This window comes from Anaerotardibacter muris, assembly GCF_943192915.1.
GTDB lineage: Bacteria > Actinomycetota > Coriobacteriia > Coriobacteriales > Eggerthellaceae > Anaerotardibacter > Anaerotardibacter muris.
In genome coordinates this window covers 1-21,312 of the sequence record NZ_CALPCD010000004.1, presented here as the reverse complement: position 1 = coordinate 21,312, position 21,312 = coordinate 1, and the positions used below count along the sequence as shown (strand labels likewise).

Here is a 21,312-nt window from a genome sequence, read left to right as displayed (position 1 = left end):
CTTATGGACGCTCAGGTTATGCGCATCAAACCGCTCTTGCACCCTCTGAAGGGGGCTACTACCGTTCCTGGTGACAAGTCGATCTCGCATCGCGCTATCTTGCTCTCAGCAATGGCAGAGGGCACTTCGAAGCTCTCGGGCGTGCTCGATTCTGCTGATGTTCGCTCTTCGATCGACGTGGTCAGTGCATTGGGAGCGAAGGTCGACTTGAAGGCAGAGCCAGATGGATCGCTCGCTGGTACGGTGACGGGCTGGGGCGATGAAGGTCCTAAGCAGCCTGATGCTCCGCTCGATTGCGGGAACTCTGGCACTACAGCGCGCTTGCTCATGGGCATGGTGGCACCGTGGCCTATTCGTGTCGAGATCACGGGTGATGAATCGCTCACCAAGCGTCCTATGCGCCGCATCATCGCACCGCTCATGAAGATGGGTGCGCGCTTCGAGCCTGAAGCACAGGAAAACCTTCCCATCATCGAGATCGGCAATCCTAACCTGAAACCTATCGTCTACGACGCACCTATGGCATCGGCGCAGCTCAAGACCGCAGTCTTGTTGGCTGGTCTGCGTGCCCATGGCGAGACCCGCGTGAACGAGCCAGCTCCTTCGCGCAACCACACTGAACTCATGCTCCCTGAATATGGCGCCACCACTTCAGCGGCTTATCGCACAGCGATGGTCGAAGGCCCTGTCACGCTCAAGGCATCCGAAGTGGATGTCCCTGGCGACCCATCATCGGCGGCATTCCTCATATGCGCTGCCTTGATGAAGGCGGGTAGCTCTATCAAGGTGGAGAATGTGAGCCTGAGCGCCTCGCGCATCGGCTTCGTTCGTACGCTCGAGCGTATGGGTGCTGATATCGAGGTCTACCATAAAGGCCAAGAAGGCAAAGAGCCAAAGGGTGATATCGAGGTGACCTTCACGCAGAAGCTCATGGGCTGCGAGATCCCCAAGCAGCATATCGCAAGCGTCATCGATGAGATCCCCGTTCTTTCGTTGGTGGCTGCTCATGCGCACGGTCGCACGGTGTTTCGCCAGGTGAACGAACTGCGCAAGAAGGAAGCAGATCGTCTTGAGGCCATCATCGAAGGCCTGGGTCTTCTTGGCGTGGATGCATGGGAAGAGAACGATGATCTCTACATCGAAGGCCAGCCAGGCTTGGTGGTCCCTTCGGGTCTTACCTTCGATTCCTATAAGGACCATCGTTTGGCCATGACCTGGGCGTTGGTTGGCTTGTGCGGCAACGCGCCAGTCGATATCATCGATTTCGATTCGGTGAAGGTCAGCTTCCCGAAATTCCTCGAGAGCTTGGAAGGGCTTGCTCAATGATAGTTGCTATTGATGGGCCTTCGGGCGCAGGTAAATCGACCGTTGCGAAGGCAGTTGCACGCAAGCTGGGCTTTTCGTGCTTGGATACTGGTGCGATGTATCGCGCTATCGCGTGGAAGGCGCTCGATACGGGTGTCGATCTTTCCGATGAAGAAGCGCTCGGCAAGCTTGCTGATGAATGCAAGATAGCCTTCGAACATGATGAAGGTGACCCGATCGCACGTCGTGTGTTGATCGATGGGGAAGACGTTACCGCTGCTATTCGCACGGCCGAGATCGATAAGGCGGTATCGCCTGTTTCGGCAACTCCTGCCGTGCGTGCTGCGCTGCTCGTCCAACAGCAGCGCATCGGCTCTGAGGGCAACTTCGTGGTCGAAGGACGTGATATCGGCACTACAGTCTTTCCTGATGCAGCTTGCAAGGTCTTCCTTACGGCATCGCCAGAAGAGCGCGCTCATCGTCGCGTGCGCCAGAATGTCGACCGCGACTTGGGTTCCATTGACTATGAAGAAGTGCTCGCTGACATCATCAGGCGTGATAAGGTCGATTCAAGCCGTGAAGTCTCGCCGCTGAAGCCAGCCGATGATGCCCATCATCTGGATTCGACGGATTGCTACATCGAAGAGATCATCGACCAGATCTGCGCTATGGCACGCGCAGCCCAAGCCCAAGCTCAAGGCTAAGGCTGAGCTTAAGACCAATGCTAGGGCTGAGACTAAGGCAAAGGCTAATGCTAGGGCTCTGCTGATAAAAATGCACTTCCGCACGAAGATCAGGTAAGACCTGATAAGACTAGATGAGCTAGACAAGACCAGAACCAGGATCGATTTAAGTAAGGACGGCCTGTGAAGACCATCGAACAGCTTTGGGATATGTCAGTCGACGGCAACGATCGCTCGAATCGGATGAGCCATTTCGTCGGCAATATCGAATCGGGCGTGGTCATGGCCATCATGAAGGTGCTCTTCCGTTTCTCTGTGAAGAACAAGGAGGTCATCCTCAAATTCAAGGGCAAGAAGACCGGAGCGGTGATCTTGGGTCCGCACAAATCCTATATGGATGTGGTCATGATGTTCTTGGCATCGTGGCCTCAGCGATGGACGCGCCTGATCGCACGCGAGAACCTCTTCACCATCGCCCACGGAGCGCTTGGTTTTCTAATAGCGCGCGTAGGCTCATTTCCTGTCAAGCGTGATTCCGCGGATATGTCCACGGTCAAACGCGCGGCCCGTTTCCTGAAGAATGGCGAATTGGTGGGGATCTTCCCTGAGGGTACTCGCCGCGGGCGTAGCAAGACCGAACCGTCACTCCATGGTGGCGCGGCGCTCATCGCGCGCTTGGGTCGCGCTCCGCTCATTCCGCTGGGATTGGTGAACGCTAATGAAGTGAAGCCCAAGGGTAAGCGCTTGCATTTCCCGAAGCTCACCGCCATCTACGGTGACCCTGTGGAGCTCTCGTCCTTCGATTTCCTGCCCAAGGAAGAGCGTTTGGATGGCGCGACGTGGTATGTGCTGCGTGAAGCGATGGCGCTGAGCGAAGGCGTTGCTGCGGATCAGATCGACATGGCTGCGCTCTTTCCTGAGAGCAAGGATTTCACCGCCGATTTCGAAGGTCGCAACATTCCCACCTTCGATCCTGCTACCTTGCCCGACTACGTTGCCCCAGCCAAAAAGGAGTAGGCGTGGGAAGGCTCAAGATCGTACGCGCAGAATACGCTGGCGCTTGCTACGGTGTGCAGCGCGCGTTGGACCTAACGCTCGAAACAGCTGAATCGGGAAAGGCGGTCTGTACGCTCGGTCCGCTGATCCATAATCCGCAAGTGGTCAGTGAACTGGAGAGCCAGGGCATTCGCGTTGCTCAAGGCGTCGATGATTGCAAAGATGAAGCGGTTGTCATCCGTTCGCACGGGGTGGTTCCCGAAGTGATCGATGTTCTGAACGAGCGCGGCAACGAAGTGGTCGACGCTACCTGTCCGCACGTGCAACGAGCACAGCGAGCTGCGGCGCGCTTGGCGCGTGATGGTTATCACGTGCTGGTAGTGGGTGAAGCTGGGCATCCAGAAGTTGAAGGCATCCTGGCGCATGCGAGCCGCGAGGGTGAGCATTGTACGGTGGTCGGCTCAGTGGAAGATATCCCTGATGAGTTGACCGAACCAGTTGGCATCGTGGTTCAGACCACGCAGTCGCACCAGAAGCTCGATCAGATCGTCGAAGCGCTTCAGGCGCGCGGGATCGAACCGATGGTGAAGGACACCATCTGCTTCGCTACGGTGCAGCGTCAAGATGCGGCACGCGACCTTGCTAGCTCAGTGGATGTGATGTTGGTGATCGGAGGCAGGAACTCCTCGAACACCACCCGTTTATATGAAATGTGCCAACAGTGCGGCAACGCGGTTTATCATGTAGAGAGTGCACGCGAGATCGACCGCGCTTGGTTCGATGAGGTGTCATCGGTCGGTATCAGCGCAGGGGCATCCACCCCTGAAAAACAGATACAGGAAGTCGTTTCCTACCTGGAAACGCTTTAGTGAGGATATTGATATGGCTTTGCCCGTAGTTGCAATCGTAGGACGCCCGAATGTGGGCAAATCGACGCTGGTCAACCGCATCGCGGAGAACAACGAAGCGATCGTGCACGAGATGCGTGGTGTGACGCGCGACCGTTCGTACCATGAAGCCGATTGGAACGGGCGTGATTTCACGCTCATCGACACGGGCGGCATCGAGATGAACAAGGACGATGCCTTCCAGGAATCGATCCGATCCCAAGCGCTCGTTGCAACCGACCAGGCCGATGTCATCTTGTTCTTGGTAGATGGCAAGACTGGCATCAATGCTGACGACCAGGCGGTAGCGAATATCTTGCGCCGCTCCAACAAGCCAGTGATGTTGGTGGTCAACAAGCTCGACAACCCAGCCGACAACAATGCCATGTGGGAGTTCATGCAGCTGGGCTTAGGGGAGCCTTGGCCGGTCTCTGCGCTCCATGGCACGGGTACGGGCGATCTGCTCGATGAAGTGGTGACGCTGTTCCCTGAAGAAGTGGAAGAGGTCGAATCGCTCGACACCATCAACGTGGCCATCATCGGCCGCCCCAATGCAGGCAAGTCTTCGCTCACCAATAAGATGACCAACAACGACCGCTCTATCGTCTCTGATGTGGCGGGTACCACGCGCGATGCCATCGACACCACCATCGAGCACGAGGGTCAGTACTACACCATCGTTGACACTGCGGGTCTGCGTCGCAAGGGCGTCATCGATCAGGATGTGGAATATTACGGCTACGTGCGCGCCCTGCGCGCTATCGATCGTGCTGAAGTGGTGCTGCTCGTGATCGACGGCACCGTTGGCCTTACCGACCAGGATCAGCGCGTTGCGGGCATGGCGGCAGAACGTGGTTGCGCCATGGTCATCGTGCTGAATAAGTGGGACCTGGTAGAGGGCCCAGAAGCAAAGGCCGAGATACGCGAGCGCATCAAGGACCGCCTGATGTTCGTGGGCTATGCGCCTGTCATCGCTATATCGGCGCTCTCTGGCAAGAACGTTCATCGTATCTGGGCAGCAGTGGATAAGGCTTACGAGAATTATTGCAGCTCCATCTCCACTTCCAAGCTGAACAATTGGCTCCAAGAGATCCGCGACTTCGGTCATACTATCTCCAAGGGCAAGAAGCTGCTCAAGATCAAATACGTTACGCAAACGGGCACGTGTCCGCCGCAGTTCACCTTCTTCTGCAATCATCCAGATATCATCGAACCGTCTTACGAGCGCTATCTTGAGAAGCGCCTGCGTAACGCGTTCGATCTGGAAGGAACCCCTATCCGCCTTCGTTTCAAGAAAAAGGACTGATCGATGAGCTTGGCAGTAATGGCTATCCTCATATTCGTCATCACGTTTCTGCTCGGGTCCATTCCGTTCGGAGTGATCGTTTCGCGCTTGTTCTTCAAGAAGGACATTCGTTCTGAAGGCTCGGGCAATATCGGTACCACCAACGCCATGCGCTCGCTCGGTAAGGTGGGCGGTGCTTCTGTCTTCCTTTTGGATTTCGGAAAGGGCTTGCTCTCGGGCTATCTGGGCACCGTGTTCATGAACATGGCTATTCTCACATCAGGCCTGGCAGCGGGGCAGTTCCTGCTCTCGCTCGCATTCTTGGGCTGCATCGTGGGCCATATCTATTCGCCGTGGCTGAAGTTCCATGGCGGCAAGGGCATCGCTGTGGCCATTGGGGCGTGCTTCTTCACCATCGGCGTGTTCTTCTCCATCGTCGAGCTGCTCGTGTTCGCTATCTTGGTGGTTGCGACGCGCTATGTATCGGTGGGCTCCATCGCTGCTGCACTCATCTGCCCGCCCATCGCATGCTATCTATATTGGGGCAATATCCCCGTTATCGTGGCTATCACCATTGCAGCGCTCTTGATCATCTATGCGCATCGCGAGAACATCAAGCGCCTGCTCAACCATAACGAGAATCGCATCGGCTCCAAGAAGAAGGAGAAGAGCGCCTGATGAAAGTTGCAGTGATCGGTGCTGGTTCGTGGGGCACGGCGCTTGCGAACACGCTAGCTCATAACGGAAATGATGTTTGCATATGGGCGCGCAAGGATGAAGTGGCTCAGACCATCACGCGCGACCATCACAACCCACGCTACTTAAGCGAAGTCGAGCTTGCGCAAACGCTCGTAGCCACGAGCGATCTTGACGAAGCGCTCGAAGGGGCAGGGGCCTGCGTGATCGTGGTGCCTTCGCATCTAGTGCGTGAATTCGCCGAGCGTATGAAAGGCTTGGTAAGCGATTCGCTTCCCATCATCGTGTGCTCGAAGGGCGTTGAGGCTGAGACCATGCTGTTGCCCATCGAGGTCATCGCCGAGGTGCTGGGTAACGAAGATCGCTTGGCGGTGCTCTCGGGTCCGAACCACGCTGAAGAGGTGGTGTTGGGCGTGCCTTCTGCAACGGTGATCGCCTCTCCTTCGGAAGCCACGGCTCTATTCTTCCGCGATCTGTTCGCATCACAAGCTTTCCGTTGCTACGTTTCATCCGACTATATCGGCGTGGAGCTGTGCGCTGCTTTCAAGAACGTCATCGCTATTGCGGTAGGCATGTCCTACGGTCTGGGCATGGGTGACAATACTGCGGCCATGCTCATGACGCGCGGCATGGCGGAGATGGGCCGTTTGGTGGCAGCGCGCGGGGGAGACCCACTCACCGTGATGGGATTGGCGGGTGCGGGCGATCTTATCGCTACCTGCACCTCAGAACATTCCCGAAACCGCGCATTCGGCAAGACCGTTGCCCAGGGCAAGACCTTGGAAGAATACGAGAACGAGACCCATATGGTGGTGGAAGGCGCACTTGCGTGCAAGACCATCGAGCCACTGGCAGCGAAATACGGTGTCGAGCTGCCCATCACGCGAGCAGTGCGAAACGTGCTCTGGGATAAGGCCCCTATCGATGAAGCGGCATCCGTGCTCATCGGGCGCCCCTTCACCACTGAATTCTGGGGCTTCGAGCACTAAGGCTTCAGCGTGGGGCAGGCAACGCAACAGACCTATTTCATCTATCCTACGCCCATGGGCCGCATCACGCTGGCGAGCAATGGAGTGGCGCTCACGCAGCTCGCATTCGGTGCGGTGGAACTGCCTGGCGATCAGATGCCCACAGCGCTCACCAATGAGGCTGCCAACCAGATCCAGGAATATCTTGCAGGTAAGCGCAAGGTCTTCGATCTGCCGCTCGACCCTGCGGGTACCGATTTCCAGAAGCGGGTGTGGCAGGCGCTCCAGACCATCCCGTATGGCCAAACGTGCAGCTATCAGGATGTGGCGTGCATGATCGGCAACCCCAAGGCGCTGCGTGCCGTGGGCGGCGCGAACAATAAGAATCCGTTGCTCATCCTTATACCGTGTCATCGTGTGATCGGATCGAACGGAGATCTGGTCGGTTATGCGGCAGGTCTTAAGATCAAGAGATTCTTGCTCGGTCTTGAGCAGCGATACTCTAACGATACCAACGATCCAAATACTGAGGAGAGAATCTGATGTTCGGCGAAGTGAAGATCGCACCTTCTATCTTGTCGGGGAATTTCATGGATATGGAACGCGATATCCGCATGCTCGAGGCTGCGGGTGCTGACATCATCCATGTGGATGTGATGGACGGGCATTTCGTTCCGAACCTCACTATCGGCGTGCCCTTCGTGAAGCAGTTGCGTGCTATCACCCAGTTGCCCATCGATGTGCACCTGATGATCTCGAATCCGCTCGAGCAGATCGATTGGTATCTGGATGCTCAGCCCGATTACGTTTCGGTCCATATCGAAGCGGTTCCCGATGAAGATCAGCTTCACGGGTTGCTGCGTCATATCCGCAAGCGTGGGGCTCACCCCGTGCTCACCTTGAAGCCCGATATGCCCATCGAAGCGCTCGATCCTTTCATCGAAGATGTTGACATGATCTTGGTCATGAGCGTTTACCCAGGTTTTTCAGGGCAGTCTTATATCGAGGGCAGCGAAGATCGCGTGGGATACGTGGCGCGTTTGGCTGCCCAGCGCAATCCTAACCTGCTCATCGAGGTCGATGGTGGCGTGAATGCTGATCGAACCGCAGGTCTTGTATGCGCGCAAGGGGCAGACGTGCTCGTGGCGGGCTCTGGGGTGTTCGCCGCATCCGATCCAGCTGCCGCGGTGTCTGCCATCCGCGTGGCGGGCGAGGCCGCTCAACCTGCGGGGGAGTAGGACCGGATGAGCAACGAACTGATATATCTTGATTGGGCAGCCACGGCGCCGCTCTCTCAAGTGGCCTTCGATGCGATGGCGCCTTATCTCACCCCCGGCTTCGCTGGCATAGAGGCGGGCGGCGGCAACGCCAATTCTCTCCATGGGCCAGGCCGCAGGGCATTCAAGGTGCTCGAAGCGGCGCGTCGTGATGTTGCACGAGCTATCGATGGGCGTCCTGATGAGGTCATCTTCACTTCGGGGGCGACCGAAGCCGACAATATGGCATTGTTGGGCATCGTTGAAGGCGTGCTGCAAAAGCGCGGTAGTGGCTTCGGAATGGGGCAAAGGGCGCTCGATCCAGCTCCGAGCGTGGTGGTCTCTGCTATCGAGCACGATGCAGTGCTGCAGGCTGCAGAGCTGTTGCGCCGCCGTGGTATCGAAGTTGTCTGCGTTCAGCCGAATGCGGGAGGCTTCATCACGCCTGAGGCGCTTCAGACCCCGCTCGAAAAGGCTCATGATCCTGTGCTCGTATCGATCATGGCGCTCAATAACGAGGTAGGCTCTGTCATGGATATTCCTGCTCTTTCGCGTATCGCCCACGAAGCAGGCGCGCTCTTTCATTGTGATGCTACTCAGGCGCTCGGTAAGGTCCCTGTTTCGGTGAAGGAATGGGACGTTGATGCGCTTTCGCTCTCTTCCCATAAGGTCGGGGGGCCAAAAGGAGTAGGCGCGTTGTGGCTGAAGGCGCGCACGCCCTTCGCTGCGCAGATCGTGGGTGGTGGTCAGGAATCCGATCGCCGCAGCGGTACGCAGAACATCGCAGGTGTGGTAGGCTTCGCCGCGGCGCTCAAGGCGGCGGTCGATGCGCAGCCGCAACAGTCAGTGGCCATGACCAGCCTGCGCGATAAGCTCTTCGCAGGTGTTACTGCGCTTGCAGGCGTGGAGCCTGTGGTCGATCTTTCGGCGGGTGAATATGGTCCGCATATCGTTTCGGTGCTGTGCCCTGGGTTCGAAAGTGAGACGCTCATCTTGCAATTGGACAAACGGGGTATCAGCGTTTCTGGCGGTTCAGCATGCGCTTCGCACTCGCTCGACCCCTCGCATGTGCTCCGTGCGCTGGGCATCGACCGTGACCGTGCATTGGGCATGGTCCGTTTCTCGCTTGGCTCTGAGACTACGGAAGCTGATATCGAACGCGCTATCGCTGCGTTCGGGGAGGTCTTGGAAGATACATGGAACTGATCAACACGCACACTCATACCGGTCTGACGGGCCATGGAAGTGGCACGGTGGAAGAAGTGGTGGCGGCTGCTGAAGCTGCCAGCATCTCTACCGTAGCACTGACCGAGCACTTCCCGCTTTCGGCAGATATCGATCCTACGAATTACATCTCGATGCCCTGGGATGTGCTCGAAGATTATTGTGAGCAGATCGAAGCAGCGCGCGCGAAGCACCCTGGTATCCAGGTGCTCATCGGTACCGAACTAGACTGGCTCGGTGCTGATGAAGATCGCGATCTGGATGCTATCGATTGGGAACGTTTCGACATCATCCTAGGCTCCGTGCACTATCTGGACCTGTGGCCCTTCGATGACCCTGATCAGGCTGATCATTGGGACGAAGTGGGTCATGATGCTATTTGGGAGCGTTACTTCGATCAGTTCTGCGAAGCTTGCACATCGAACATGCCCTATGACGTGATGGCTCATCCCGATCTGGTGAAGAAGTTCAACAAATATCCATCTTCTGCTTTCGACATCAAGCGCGCCTACCAGCGTGCAGCCGAAGCAGCAGCTGCAGGTCAGCGCATGATCGAGGTGAATACTTCGGGCGCGACCTATGCCTGCAAGGAGCTGTATCCGCATATCGATTTGTTAACAGAATTCAGGAAAGCAGGCGTGCCCGCTACACTAGGAACAGACGCGCACGATCCGCGTTTCGTCGATCGCGGTATCGAAGCGGGTCTTAAGCTGCTCCACGAAGCGGGTTATCGTCAGATCACCGTCATCCAGCCTGGAGGCGATCGCCGCACCATCCCGCTCGCATGATCTGAAAGAAGGCGCTCATGGCTGAAACCGATATCAATGCACTGTTCAAGGTTCCCACAGGCCCCATCGCTGCCGTGAAGACGGGTATTTCCGTAGGTACGCTCGAACAGCGACTGCTCCAAGCGTTCCCGCGCGAAGATGCCTGCTCTTGGGATCGCACGGGACTGTTGGTGGGCAATCCTGGTCAGGAGGTAACGGGCGTGGTCGTAGCGCTCGATCCAACGATCAGCATCCTTGAGAAGGCCCATGAATTGGGTGCGAACGTGGTGCTCACACACCATCCTGCGTTCATCGCGCCTGTTGATAACTTCATGCCCGAAACGGTGCAAGGGGCCAAACCTGGCGCCATCATCAACTACGCGCTCTCGCACGGCATCAACCTCATGAATTTCCATACGGCTTGCGATGTTTCGCGCGAGGCGTTGGCTATCTTGCCAGCTATGCTGCGTTTGAACACGCAATACGTGCTCGATCCACTGCCAGGCCACGCTGATAAGGGCTTTGGCATGGTGTGCTCTAGTGGAGATGACCCCGTCTCGCTCGAGCACCTCGCTGCTCGTTGCGTTTCTGTGTTCGGGTCGGTCCCGCGCGTGTGGGGCAACCCAAAGACGCTCTTGAAAACTGTAGTGACCTGCGGTGGTTCTGCTACTGATATGGTGGGGCTTTGCTTGGAGAATTCCATCGATTGCCTCATTTGCGGGGAAGTGAAATATCACCCCGCGCTCGAAGCTCACGAATCGGGGCTCACCATCATCGAACTTGGTCATGATGTTTCCGAGCGGCCGTTGTGCGCATTGCTCGCCACCGAGGCGCTCAATGCAGGGTTGCCAGATTCCTCGGTCATGGTCGTTGACCAGTCCAATAATTGGTACACCCCCGAGAGCATTCGTCAGTAAACTGGTATTCAGAGGAAAAGCGAGGTCTTCATGCTAGCCACCCCAGCTGAAGTTGATGCGCTCGAGCAACTGCAGAGCATCGATATCGAGAACATCCATACGTCGAAGAAGCTCGAAGAGCTTCCACAGCGTCAAGCGTTGCTCGAAGTGCGCCAGAAGCTTGCGGCTATCGTGAAGAAGAAGACCCAGGTCCAAGACATGCTCGATACAGCCGAAGACGAACTTCATGGTCTTATGGCTGAAGATGAGCGCTTGGCAGCAAAGCAGCAGGAAACCCAGGAAGCGCTCGAACGCGTACAGGGAGATTACCGCAGCGTCGAATCCTATACCAAGGACTTGCATGGTGTTGCGAAGCGCCGTGAGAAGCTCGCGGAAGACATGGAACGCGTCGATCAGCAGATCGAACGGGTGAAGCCGCTCATGGACCAGATCATGGACGGGTGCGCGAACCTCGAAGCGCGCGAAAAGGACCTTATCGCATCGTTCCAGCAAGAGGGTGGGGCGCTCCAGCGTACGATCGCAGAGAATAATGCTCGTCATCAGGCACTTCAAGACAAGGTGAACCCTGAGCTCTATAGGGCTTACCAGCGCGCTTGCAAGGAATGTGGCGGCATTGGCGTAGCTCAGATGGTGGATGGGGCCTGCAGTGCTTGTCGTTCGGTCTTCGATGCATCCAAGATCGCCCGCATCAAGCAGGATGCGCCCGTTTCAAAATGCCCCTCATGCCGACGATTGCTCATCGTCTCCGACCAAGCAAAGGAATCATAGTCCATGGAATTGACCACGCGCGATGATAGGACCAAACAGGAACAGCAGCTCCTTAGCAGCCAGGCAGCTCTTTCTGCTCATGCTGCGCGCGACCGCGTTTCAGAGGAAGACCGTTATCGAAGCGAATATCAGAAGGATCGTGACAAGATCTTGCACACCAAGGCGTTTCGTCGTCTTTCGCATAAGACCCAAGTGTTCTTGGCGCCGGTGGGCGATCATTACCGCACGCGTCTTACGCATACGCTCGAAGTGGCTCAGATCGCTCGCACCATCGCTCGTGCGCTTGGTCTGAACGAAGATCTTACTGAGGCTATCGCACTTGGTCATGATCTAGGTCATACGCCGTTTGGCCATGTAGGTGAAGAATCCATCAGCCGTTGTCTGGCCATCCACCAGGGACTCGACCCAGAAGACCCTGCGAGCAAGCAGCTCTATCGCCACAACATCCAAAGCCTGCGTGTGGTAGAGGTGATCGAGAATGACGGCAAGGGATTGAACCTTACCGAAGAAGTGCGCGATGGCATCGTGCATCACACTGGTTCGGAGCGCGCGAAGACCTATGAGGGGCGCATCGTGGCCACTGCCGACCGCATCGCGTACGTGAATCACGACATCGACGATGCCTTACGTGCGGGAACGCTCAAAGAGACCGATCTGCCAGAATCAACCCACCGCATCATCGGCCAGGATCATGCGGACCGCATCCAAACCTTAGTGGAAGACATGATCGAAACGTCCAATGCCCGCGGCGACATCTATATGAGCGAACCTATATGGGATGCCATGATGGAGTTGCGCACGTTCCTGTTCGACAAGGTCTATACCTCTGATCAGGTCATGCGCGAAGTTTATAAGGCGCGCCACCTGGTAGAGGACATCTTCAACTATTTCGTGCGCCACTACGATGAAGTGCCCGCTGAATACCGCGCGCTCGCAGGAGATGATCCCCTGCGTGCTGTTACCGACCATGTTGCTGGTATGACCGACCGGTATGCCATCAACTTCTTCGAGGATATGTTCGTTCCTAAATCATGGAACGCCGACCAGCGCCACTAACCCAGATAGGGGTGCTGCGACTGCAAGATAAGGATGCATAACTTACCCCGCCCTTCGGGCTCATGCGGTCGCTCTCCAGTTTTATTTACGCGAATCCGCTTTCAGCGGCTTCTGTCTTTTAAGTTTGCTCTACGAAGTAAGTTCTGCACCCTTACCTTACACTCGCAGCACCGTGCACTATTTTGGGTAAACAATACCCTGAAGACTGAACGTCTATGGCTGGATTTGGAGACTCGGTTAGGTGATAGAGGGGTATACTGGTGCGGTCATGAAAAAAGACAGCATTGCAAAACAAGCATTTTCGATGGCCGCACCGATCATGGTGGGCTATCTTTTTCTGGGCGTACCCTGCGGTATCCTTTCTCAGTCGGTAGGGATGGATGCGCTTCAGGTGTTCCTGCTCAGCGCGCTATTCTATTCGGGTGCAGGTCAATACATGATCCCGAACATGTGGCTCTTGGGCTCTCCCATGGCTGCCATCATCGCAAGCGTCACCTTGGTCAATTCGCGACAGATGCTCTATAGTGCTTCGCTTTCCCGCTTCTGCGAGAACGTGAACAAGCGCCTTGCGTTTCTGTATGGCGCTACGGTCACCGACGAGTCCTTCGCAGTGAACGTGGTGAAGCTTGAACAAGGGAAGTGGAACATCAAAGGTGCAACGCTGGTGAATCTGTTCTCTCAGAGCGCATGGGCGTTGGCCAACGTGCTCGGTGTGGTGCTCGGTAGCTTGCTCACCGTGCCGACCGCGCTTGCATCCTTCGCGATGACGAGCATCTTCCTGTGCCTTCTTTTCTCTCAGCCAGGGACCAAGGGCAATATCGCTGCCGGTGTTGTTGCGGCACTTGGTGTGTTCTTGGCGAAGTGCGTGGGGCTTTCGGGTCCAGCGATCTTGATCGGCGCGCTCCTGGGTGTTGCCGCTGGCATGATCGTTGTGCGAAAGGAGCGTGTATCTGCCCGTGTCATGGACTGATTTTGCGCTCATCGGACTGGGGTGTGCCATCACCATCCTCGTCTTCCGCACGGTGCCGCTCTTCGCGCTGCGTGGACGGGAACTGCCTGCATGGCTCTCTCAGGCGCTCGCATTCATTCCACCTGCTGCTTTCGCGGCGCTCATCGCTAACGATATCTTGAGCCCAGGGATGTTCGATGCTGGCTTGTGGCCTGCGGCTATCCCTATCATTGCGGCTATCATCGTGGTTCCGGTCGCGATAAGGACCAAGTCGCTGGTTTGGAGCATCGTTGCTGGCGTTGGCTCCTATGGGTTGTTGCTCCTTATTTGAGCTCCTTAGCCGATCGCTTTATCTGATCGCCATGTGCTGCGGTCGGCATTGACCGTTGTGTATGATCATTGGGTTTTGGGTATCAAGCCCGACCATCGGGCTTTAGCCATCGCGCCTGACCCTTGGGCATGATCCATCGGGTGCGAAAGCGAATGTGCCGAGGGCTTTTGCCCTCGTCTTCGCCATATTCCCGAACAAAAGGGAGCAGAAACGGGCATGAGCGGTCGATTTTCAAATTGCCACTTGCGCCCGATTTGGCAGAAACGTATAATTTTCAGCTGTGTCTCTGACATCACGTAGGAATACCTACTTATACGAATTGGAATATAGAAGGATTTAGACATGGATATCATCCGCGCAATCGAACAACAGCAGATCAATCCAGAGGTCGCAGATTTCAACGTTGGCGATACCGTCAAGGTTCACTATCGCATCAAGGAAGGCGATCGTGAGCGTATTCAGGTGTTCCAGGGCGACGTCATCCGCCGTCATGGCGCATCCAACCGTGAAACTTTCACAGTCCGCAAGATCAGCTTCTCCGTTGGCGTGGAGCGTACTTTCCCCGTTCATTCTCCTAAGATCGAGAAGATCGAGGTTGTCCGTCGCGGCGATGTGAGCCGTGCTAAGCTCTACTACCTGCGTGATAAGGTGGGTAAGGCTGCTAAGATCAAGGAGAAGGCATTCTAGTCATCTCTCTCTTGATGAGTTTGAGAAAGGGCGCGATCGTGCGCCCTTTTTTATTGTGGCGAGCAAAACTGGTGAGCAATAGAGTGGAGGACGGTTCCTGGTGAGGACGATCGCAGAAATACAAACAGCGCTCAAGACTGCATCAGCTGCAGAGCTGCCTGCACTTGAAGCGGACTTGGTTGATGATCCGCGCAAAGGCGTGCAGAAGGCGCTCGAAGCTGCCAAGCGACGCATCGAACGCGAAGAGCAGGAACGCGCGCGCTTGGAAGAGATCTATGCCTTCGAGCGGGAACTTGCCGGTGGCAAGGTGATCGTTGGCCTTGATGAAGTAGGGCGAGGCCCGTTGGCAGGGCCGCTCAGCGTTGGGGCGGTGGTGCTCGATCCGAATGCTGCATTGCTCGATGGCTTGAATGATTCCAAGCAGATCCCAGAAGCGAAACGCGGACCTTTGGCTGAAGCGGTGAAGCGCAGTGCTCGTGCTTACGCAGTGGTGCATATTCCACCGCAAGATATCGATGAATTCGGCATCATGGCTTGTCTGAAGCGTGCGTTCTCTGAAGCGATCGCACAGGTCGAGAGCCAGGGAGTTGAAGTGGGTGTGGTCTTGCTCGATGGTAATCCGCTGGGGATCGATCCGCGTGAGATCAATGTGGTGAAGGGTGATGCGCGCTGTGCGTCCATTGCAGCGGCTTCGGTGATAGCTAAGGTCGAGCGCGATGGGATGATGGTGGAATATGATGCCCAGTACCCAGGGTATGACTTTGCGTCCTCAAAAGGGTATGGGAGCGCTCGCCATCGTGAAGCGATCGCGCAGCATGGCCTGACGCCGATACATCGCGTTTCCTATTGTTCGAGCTTCTTTCAGCCAACCTTATTCTCGTGACGAACTTGCTTCAGCCTTGTGAACTGGATTCTTTGCTAAACGCAGCTGCGAGCTGCGTTTTTGTTTGGGATGGAAAAGTTCAGAAAAACGTGAGCTCTCTCTAAGGTTCAGTTCAGATTTCTTTCAAATTTCATTAAGGTTACTTGTCTATCCTTGGTTTCAAGGAGGTAGGTATGCAAGCAACTTTAGAACCTGTCAAAGAAGCTGAAGAAGCTCAAGACGTTGAGGGAGCCAAAGAAGCCCCCGAGCAAGCTGTAGCTGCGAAGAAGCATTCGTATTCCCCTAAAGAACTCGGCAGAAGGGGAGAGGAAGCAGCGGCGAAGTTCTTGCAACGTCGTGGTTTCGAAGTAGTAGAGCGCAATTGGAAGTGCATTGCCGGAGAGGCAGACATCATCGCGCTCCAGGATGACACGTTGTGCTTCGTTGAGGTGAAGACCCGCTCTGATGTTCAGAAAGGGTTTCCCTCGGAAGCGGTGAACGAGCGTAAGCGTGATCGCTACGAACGGATCGCGGCGTGTTATCTGAAGGAGCACGTCTATGACGACCTGCGTGTGCGGTTCGATGTGATCTCCATCCTTGTGCTCAACAATGACCGTGCGTTCTTGCGTCATCATGTGAACGCGTTTGGCTCGATGTGATGGCTTCATGAATCAGCTTTCCTTCAAGGTCCAAAGCGCCGTGCTCCATGGCGTGCAAGCGCTTCCAGTCAAGGTAGAGGTATTGATAAGCAGTGGCATCCCTTCGTTCTCTATCGTGGGAATGCCCGATACCGCTATTCAGGAATCGCGTGAGCGCGTGCGGGCGGCTATCAAGTCGGCAGGGTTTCGTGTTCCGAGCGACAAGATCGTAGTGAATCTCGCACCAAGTTCGCTTCGCAAGACAGGCTCGGGTTTTGATCTTCCTATCGCACTGGCGCTCTTGGCTGCAACTGGTCAGATCGCACCAAGGCATCTTGAGCGCATGCTCGTTGTTGGCGAGCTTTCGCTCGAAGGAGCGGTGCGCAGTGTCGCGGGTCTGATCCCGTATCAGCAGTGCGCCCGTGAGCTTGAGTGCGATCTGCTCACTGGTGTTGCCGAGCGAGGCGCGATCCCTGTTTCAGGTGTTCGTTGCTTTTCGATCGAGCATTTGCGGCAGATCACGCGCGACGATCTTCCAGCCATAACCTTCTGCGCTCCTGGCGATCGTGATCATGAATATGATTTCGCGGACGTGGTGGGTCATGATGCGGCGAAGCGCGCGCTGCAAGTCGCAGTTGCTGGTAGGCACGGCCTCATCATGATGGGATCGCCAGGTTCAGGAAAGACGTTGCTCGCGCAATGCGTTCCCAGCATCCTGCCTCCTTTGTCTGAAGAAGAGAAGATCCAGACCGCCATGATCCATTCGGTGCTCGATAGCGATCTGCATGGTATCTATGGTGGCCTGCGGCCATTCCGTATGCCTCATCATAGCGTGACCGCGGCGGGTCTTTTGGGCGGCGGCAATCCAGTCCGCCCTGGTGAAGTGTCCTTGGCTCATAATGGCGTGCTCTTCATCGATGAATTGAGCGAGATGCAGAGCAACGTGCTGCAGCAGCTTCGTCAGCCGCTCGAAGAAGGCATCGTGCACATCACACGTGCGGAAGGCTCTTATGTATTCCCTGCGAATTTCATGTTCGTAGCGGCTACGAATCTCTGTCCGTGTGGGTACTACGGAGACGAAGAGCATGAATGTAGCTGTTCACCAGGTGTCATCCAACGCTATCAGAGCAAGATCGGCGGTCCGTTGATGGACCGTATCGATATTCGTGTTGATGTCGAGCGAAGCGACCTTTCGCAGTTGAGCAAAGCTCCTGTGGGGAAGAGCTCCGCTGAGCTTCGTGAAGAGATCGTAGCTGCTCGAGAATTCACCCGAGAGAGGACGAGCGAGGAACACAGGCAAGAAAGCTCGGTATGCTCTGAAGGCAAGAACGGTGTGACAGGCGGTGCGTCGGACGGCAGGAGAACGAACAAGTTGCTCGAACTATTCGAACGTTGCCAGTTGACCAGGCCCGCTCATGAGTTTCTGGATAGAGCGGTAGCAACAGGTGGGTTGAGCACCCGTTCGGTAGTGAAGATGCTCTCGATCGCACGGACCATCGCCGATCTTGATCGGTCGTACAAGGTCGACGAGGCGCATATTGCTGAAGCATATACCCTGCGATTCCAAACAGGTTCGTTCGCGGGCTAAGTTCGCTGCTCGATCTGTTGTAAAAGCTTTTTGAGCAAAGGAAGGAAAAGCATGAGAGAATTGCGCCCTACACAACCCCTTGAAGGTGAACGATTCGTGCTCTCTTATGGGCGCGAAGGCTACCCTGAACAGTTGATGAACATACCTGATCCACCGTCGAAGCTCTATGGGATCGGCGATCCAAGCGTTCTTGATCTTGGGCTTGCTATCATCGGGGCTCGCCGTGCAACGCCGTATGGGCGCACCGTAGCCGAGAAGTTCTCCAAAGCGGCGGCTGAGCATGGCATAACCATCATATCGGGCGGTGCGCTGGGGTGTGACTCTGCAGCGCATAGAGGCTGCTTGAGCGTAGGCGGAAAGACCGTGGTGGTACTTGGAGGAGGATGCGATCTTATCTACCCTGAATCCAACCGTGATCTGTTTCAGGAAGTGGTGGATAAGGGTGGTGCGGTCATATCGGAGCGACAGTGGCAATTTCCGCCGTTGCCCTATACCTTCCGAGCACGCAATCGCATCATCGCGGGTTTGGCGCGCGCTACGCTCATCGTGGAAGCGGGTCTTCCTTCGGGAACCTTCTCCACGGCTGACGATGCGCTTTCTGCCAATCGTGACGTGCTCGTGGTGCCAGGGGCTATCACGTCGCCTCATTCTCGCGGCGCGAATCGGTTGCTCTATCAAGGAGCAACGCCCGTTATCGATGACGAGACATTCGAAGATATGCTCGTCGACCTGTTCGGATGCATGAAGATCCAGGATATGCGCAAGCAGGCTGCTACCGAGAATTCTCCGCTCTATGCAGCACTTCAAGCAGAAGCGCTCACGGTGGACGCGCTGATGAAGCGTGAGACCATCGTGAACCCGAAGGATCGCGACCGTTTGTCTTGGATCATGGTGGAATTGGCCAAGCTCGAACATGAGGGTTTCATAGAAAGATTTCCGAACGGCAGTTATGGTGCAGTGGTTGTGTAGTACCCTGTGACCATGGAAAAACGCGTTGACATCATCGGCGGTGGCCTTGCAGGAAGCGAGGCGGCGCTCCAGCTTGCTGCTGATGGATTCCGCGTTCGCTTGATCGAGATGCGCCCCTTTCGTTCCACGGGTGCGCACGAGACTGGTCGTTATGGCGAACTGGTCTGTTCGAATTCTTTGAAGTCTACGAAACCTGCGAGCGCAGCGGGCATGTTGAAGGCCGAACTTGAAGCGCTCGGTTCGCGTTTGCTGGCGTTCGCCTATGAAAGTCGCGTTCCTGCTGGGGGAGCCCTGGCAGTGGATCGCGATCAGTTCTCTGGATTGATAACTGATGCCATTGTAAGAGCAGGTATCGAGCGTATCGAGGCTGAAGTGGTCTCGATCGAGCCCGATGGCACCTTGATGTTGATCGATGAAGCCCACGCGGATCCTTTTCCGCTCGAAGATCCTGCGCCGCTGTGCATCGTGGCCTCGGGGCCTCTTACCTCTCCTGCTCTTGCTGAAAGCTTGCAGGCGTTGACCGGTCAAGATCATCTTGCGTTCTACGATGCTGCTGCGCCTATCGTATTCGCGGATTCGCTCGACTTGGATGTGGTGTTCACCCAGAGCCGCTATGAAGATGGAGTGGGCGATTACCTGAACGCGCCATTCAACAAAGAAGAGTACGGAGCGTTCATCGATGAATTGGTCGACGCACAATGTGTCATCAAGAAGAGCTTCGAGACCAAAGAGCTCTTCCAAGCTTGCCAGCCTATTGAAGAGATCGCCCGCAAAGGGTTCGATGCTCCGCGTTTCGGGCCCCTGAAACCAGTAGGGCTCACCGATCCGCGTACTGATCGCCGTCCGTGGGCAGTGGTGCAGCTGCGCGCCGAAGGCGTGGACAAGCAATGCTTCAATCTGGTGGGTTTTCAGACGAACCTCACCTTCCCAGAACAGGAACGCGTCTTTCGTATGATCCCTGGGCTCGAGAACGCCCAATTCGAACGTTTTGGTGTGATGCATCGCAACACCTTCATCAATGCGCCTGCCTTGCTCGATGCTCATCTGCAGCTGCATTCGAGCGCGGCTGATGCTCTTCCCGTGCAGTTGTTCATTGCGGGTCAGCTTGGTGGTACGGAAGGCTATGTTGAGGCCATTGCCTCAGGCTTGCTTGCCAGTATGAATGTGCGTGCCACCGCCGAGGGGGTCGAGCTCGATCCGCTTCCGCGCGAAACGGCGTTAGGCGCACTGATCGATTACGCTACCGATCCCAGCACGCAGGACTACCAGCCCATGCATGTGAACTTCGGCATCTTGCCTCCCTTTGAGCAGCGTATTCGCAATAAGCAAGAGCGCTATGAACGTTATGCGCAGCGGGGTAGCGAAGCGCTCGATGGCTACCTTGCAAAGCTTGCTGAACAAGGTCTTGCTCCGCTTCCGTTTGACGGAGAAAGGTCATCCAGGCCATCGTGTGAGGAGGCTCGCGCATGACCGATCGTGCTCCTATCGAAGGCGGTGAAGAGAGCGCAGAGCTGCGCGCCAATATCGTGCTGATCGATGAATACCTGGACTACCTGCACATGCTCAACCACTCCGACCAGACCATGAAGGCCTACGGCAGTGACCTGCGTTCATTCTCAGAGTGGTGCGTGGCTCGTTCGATCCCGTTCGACAAGCCAACGCATCAGCAGATCCGCCGCTATCTAGGCTCGCTCGATATGCACGGTGCATCCCGTAAGACATCGAATCGCCATCTCAGTTCGCTCAAAGGCTTCTACCAGTGGCTCATGATCGATCATGGGTACGCTTCGAATCCGGCGGCCGTTCTGCAAGGGGCCAAGCAACCTAAAACACTCCCCAAGACCATCGCACACCAGGAAATGGAGCGTTTGCTCTCGGTCTACTCGAGCGAAGACCAAGTGAAGCGCGACCCTGTGGTTGCTCTGCGAAACCAGGCATTGCTCGAGTTGCTCTATGCCTGTGGCATGCGTGTTTCTGAGGTTGCGAACCTTAGCCTTGGGCAGCTTTCGTTGCAACAAGGGCTCATCTCGGTGGTTGGTAAGGGTAACAAGGAGCGCTTGGTGCCCGTTTATCCAAAAGCGATCGAAGTGCTGAAGCGCTATTTGCGCGAGGCGCGCCCTAAGCTCGAGGCACAAGCGAAGCAGACAGCAGAACCTACTGAAGTATGCTTCCTCTCTACGCGCGGGAATCCGCTGAGCACCACAGCTATCCGCTCGGTCTTCAAAGAGGCGCTGCAGATCGCAGGACTCGATCCATCGCTTTCGCCGCACGCTATGCGCCATTCGTTCGCTAGTGACCTGCTGGTGGGCGGTGCGGATCTGCGCAGCGTTCAAGAACTCCTTGGGCATTCGAGCTTATCCACCACGCAGATCTATACCCACGTCTCTCCCGATCACCTGAAGCAGGTCCAGCTCCAAGCCCACCCCCGCGCCTAACGTCTTTGGGGACGGGTTCATTTCTGTCCCGGACAGAAATGAACC

The 21,312-nt window shown here is 56.1% G+C and carries 23 protein-coding genes; all 23 read left to right on the top strand.

Annotated elements, in window-relative coordinates:
- The first annotated feature begins 3 nt into the window (after positions 1–3).
- Entirely contained in the window at positions 4–1,326 is a 1,323-nt protein-coding gene (gene aroA / locus NFR25_RS04355) for a 3-phosphoshikimate 1-carboxyvinyltransferase (RefSeq protein ID WP_251198030.1), read from the top strand.
- The gene (gene cmk / locus NFR25_RS04350) at positions 1,323–2,009 is read left to right on the top strand and encodes a (d)CMP kinase (RefSeq protein WP_251198029.1); all 687 of its coding nucleotides are present in this window, start codon (positions 1,323–1,325) and stop codon (positions 2,007–2,009) included. The genes aroA and cmk overlap by 4 nt, the downstream gene beginning before the upstream one ends.
- Before the next feature lie 162 nt (positions 2,010–2,171).
- Positions 2,172–3,005 carry a lysophospholipid acyltransferase family protein gene (locus NFR25_RS04345; RefSeq protein ID WP_251198028.1) on the top strand — a complete coding sequence of 278 codons (834 nt, stop codon included), beginning with the start codon at positions 2,172–2,174 and terminating at the stop codon, positions 3,003–3,005.
- A 2-nt stretch (positions 3,006–3,007) separates the two neighbouring features.
- Positions 3,008–3,853: a 4-hydroxy-3-methylbut-2-enyl diphosphate reductase gene (gene ispH / locus NFR25_RS04340; RefSeq protein ID WP_251198027.1), complete on the top strand. Its 846-nt coding sequence runs from the start codon at positions 3,008–3,010 to the stop codon at positions 3,851–3,853.
- Positions 3,854–3,866: 13 nt separating this feature from the next.
- Positions 3,867–5,177, top strand: a complete 1,311-nt coding sequence (der, locus tag NFR25_RS04335) for a ribosome biogenesis GTPase Der (RefSeq protein WP_251198026.1) — start codon at positions 3,867–3,869, stop codon at positions 5,175–5,177.
- 3 nt (positions 5,178–5,180) lie between these two features.
- The gene (plsY, locus tag NFR25_RS04330) at positions 5,181–5,834 is read left to right on the top strand and encodes a glycerol-3-phosphate 1-O-acyltransferase PlsY (RefSeq protein ID WP_251198025.1); all 654 of its coding nucleotides are present in this window, start codon (positions 5,181–5,183) and stop codon (positions 5,832–5,834) included.
- Positions 5,834–6,841: an NAD(P)H-dependent glycerol-3-phosphate dehydrogenase gene (locus NFR25_RS04325; RefSeq protein WP_251198024.1), complete on the top strand. Its 1,008-nt coding sequence runs from the start codon at positions 5,834–5,836 to the stop codon at positions 6,839–6,841. Before plsY ends, NFR25_RS04325 begins: the two co-directional genes overlap by 1 nt.
- A gap of 9 nt (positions 6,842–6,850) precedes the next feature.
- Complete coding sequence (locus NFR25_RS04320) at positions 6,851–7,363, top strand: methylated-DNA--[protein]-cysteine S-methyltransferase (RefSeq protein ID WP_251198023.1); 513 nt, start codon at positions 6,851–6,853, stop codon at positions 7,361–7,363.
- Positions 7,363–8,058: a ribulose-phosphate 3-epimerase gene (rpe, locus tag NFR25_RS04315; RefSeq protein WP_251198022.1), complete on the top strand. Its 696-nt coding sequence runs from the start codon at positions 7,363–7,365 to the stop codon at positions 8,056–8,058. The genes NFR25_RS04320 and rpe overlap by 1 nt, the downstream gene beginning before the upstream one ends.
- A 6-nt stretch (positions 8,059–8,064) precedes the next feature.
- On the top strand, positions 8,065–9,282 hold the full coding sequence (locus NFR25_RS04310; RefSeq protein WP_251198021.1) for a cysteine desulfurase family protein: 1,218 nt from the start codon (positions 8,065–8,067) through the stop codon (positions 9,280–9,282).
- Entirely contained in the window at positions 9,273–10,088 is an 816-nt protein-coding gene (locus NFR25_RS04305; RefSeq protein WP_251198020.1) for a histidinol-phosphatase HisJ family protein, read from the top strand. The genes NFR25_RS04310 and NFR25_RS04305 overlap by 10 nt, the downstream gene beginning before the upstream one ends.
- A gap of 17 nt (positions 10,089–10,105) precedes the next feature.
- The gene (locus tag NFR25_RS04300) at positions 10,106–10,984 is read left to right on the top strand and encodes a Nif3-like dinuclear metal center hexameric protein (RefSeq protein ID WP_251198019.1); all 879 of its coding nucleotides are present in this window, start codon (positions 10,106–10,108) and stop codon (positions 10,982–10,984) included.
- Between the two features lie 30 nt (positions 10,985–11,014).
- The gene (locus NFR25_RS04295) at positions 11,015–11,752 is read left to right on the top strand and encodes a zinc ribbon domain-containing protein (protein WP_251198018.1); all 738 of its coding nucleotides are present in this window, start codon (positions 11,015–11,017) and stop codon (positions 11,750–11,752) included.
- Positions 11,753–11,755: 3 nt separating this feature from the next.
- A complete protein-coding gene (locus NFR25_RS04290; protein ID WP_251198017.1) occupies positions 11,756–12,808 on the top strand; it encodes a deoxyguanosinetriphosphate triphosphohydrolase in 1,053 nt (350 codons plus the stop codon).
- A gap of 268 nt (positions 12,809–13,076) precedes the next feature.
- Complete coding sequence (locus tag NFR25_RS04285) at positions 13,077–13,778, top strand: AzlC family ABC transporter permease (RefSeq protein ID WP_251198016.1); 702 nt, start codon at positions 13,077–13,079, stop codon at positions 13,776–13,778.
- A complete protein-coding gene (locus NFR25_RS04280; RefSeq protein WP_338024381.1) occupies positions 13,765–14,088 on the top strand; it encodes an AzlD domain-containing protein in 324 nt (107 codons plus the stop codon). The genes NFR25_RS04285 and NFR25_RS04280 overlap by 14 nt, the downstream gene beginning before the upstream one ends.
- 342 nt (positions 14,089–14,430) lie before the next feature.
- Positions 14,431–14,775 carry a 50S ribosomal protein L19 gene (rplS, locus tag NFR25_RS04275; protein WP_251198015.1) on the top strand — a complete coding sequence of 115 codons (345 nt, stop codon included), beginning with the start codon at positions 14,431–14,433 and terminating at the stop codon, positions 14,773–14,775.
- A 100-nt stretch (positions 14,776–14,875) separates the two neighbouring features.
- Positions 14,876–15,658, top strand: a complete 783-nt coding sequence (locus NFR25_RS04270) for a ribonuclease HII (protein ID WP_251198014.1) — start codon at positions 14,876–14,878, stop codon at positions 15,656–15,658.
- Between the two features lie 173 nt (positions 15,659–15,831).
- Positions 15,832–16,296 carry a YraN family protein gene (locus NFR25_RS04265; RefSeq protein ID WP_251198013.1) on the top strand — a complete coding sequence of 155 codons (465 nt, stop codon included), beginning with the start codon at positions 15,832–15,834 and terminating at the stop codon, positions 16,294–16,296.
- 7 nt (positions 16,297–16,303) lie between these two features.
- Positions 16,304–17,863, top strand: coding sequence for a YifB family Mg chelatase-like AAA ATPase (locus tag NFR25_RS04260; RefSeq protein WP_251198012.1), 1,560 nt, complete (start codon positions 16,304–16,306; stop codon positions 17,861–17,863).
- Positions 17,864–17,914: 51 nt separating this feature from the next.
- Positions 17,915–18,832, top strand: a complete 918-nt coding sequence (gene dprA / locus NFR25_RS04255; protein ID WP_251198011.1) for a DNA-processing protein DprA — start codon at positions 17,915–17,917, stop codon at positions 18,830–18,832.
- Between the two features lie 12 nt (positions 18,833–18,844).
- Entirely contained in the window at positions 18,845–20,302 is a 1,458-nt protein-coding gene (gene trmFO, locus NFR25_RS04250) for a methylenetetrahydrofolate--tRNA-(uracil(54)-C(5))-methyltransferase (FADH(2)-oxidizing) TrmFO (RefSeq protein WP_251198172.1), read from the top strand.
- Positions 20,299–21,267, top strand: a complete 969-nt coding sequence (locus NFR25_RS04245; RefSeq protein ID WP_251198010.1) for a tyrosine recombinase — start codon at positions 20,299–20,301, stop codon at positions 21,265–21,267. Before trmFO ends, NFR25_RS04245 begins: the two co-directional genes overlap by 4 nt.
- Positions 21,268–21,312 lie beyond the last annotated feature (45 nt).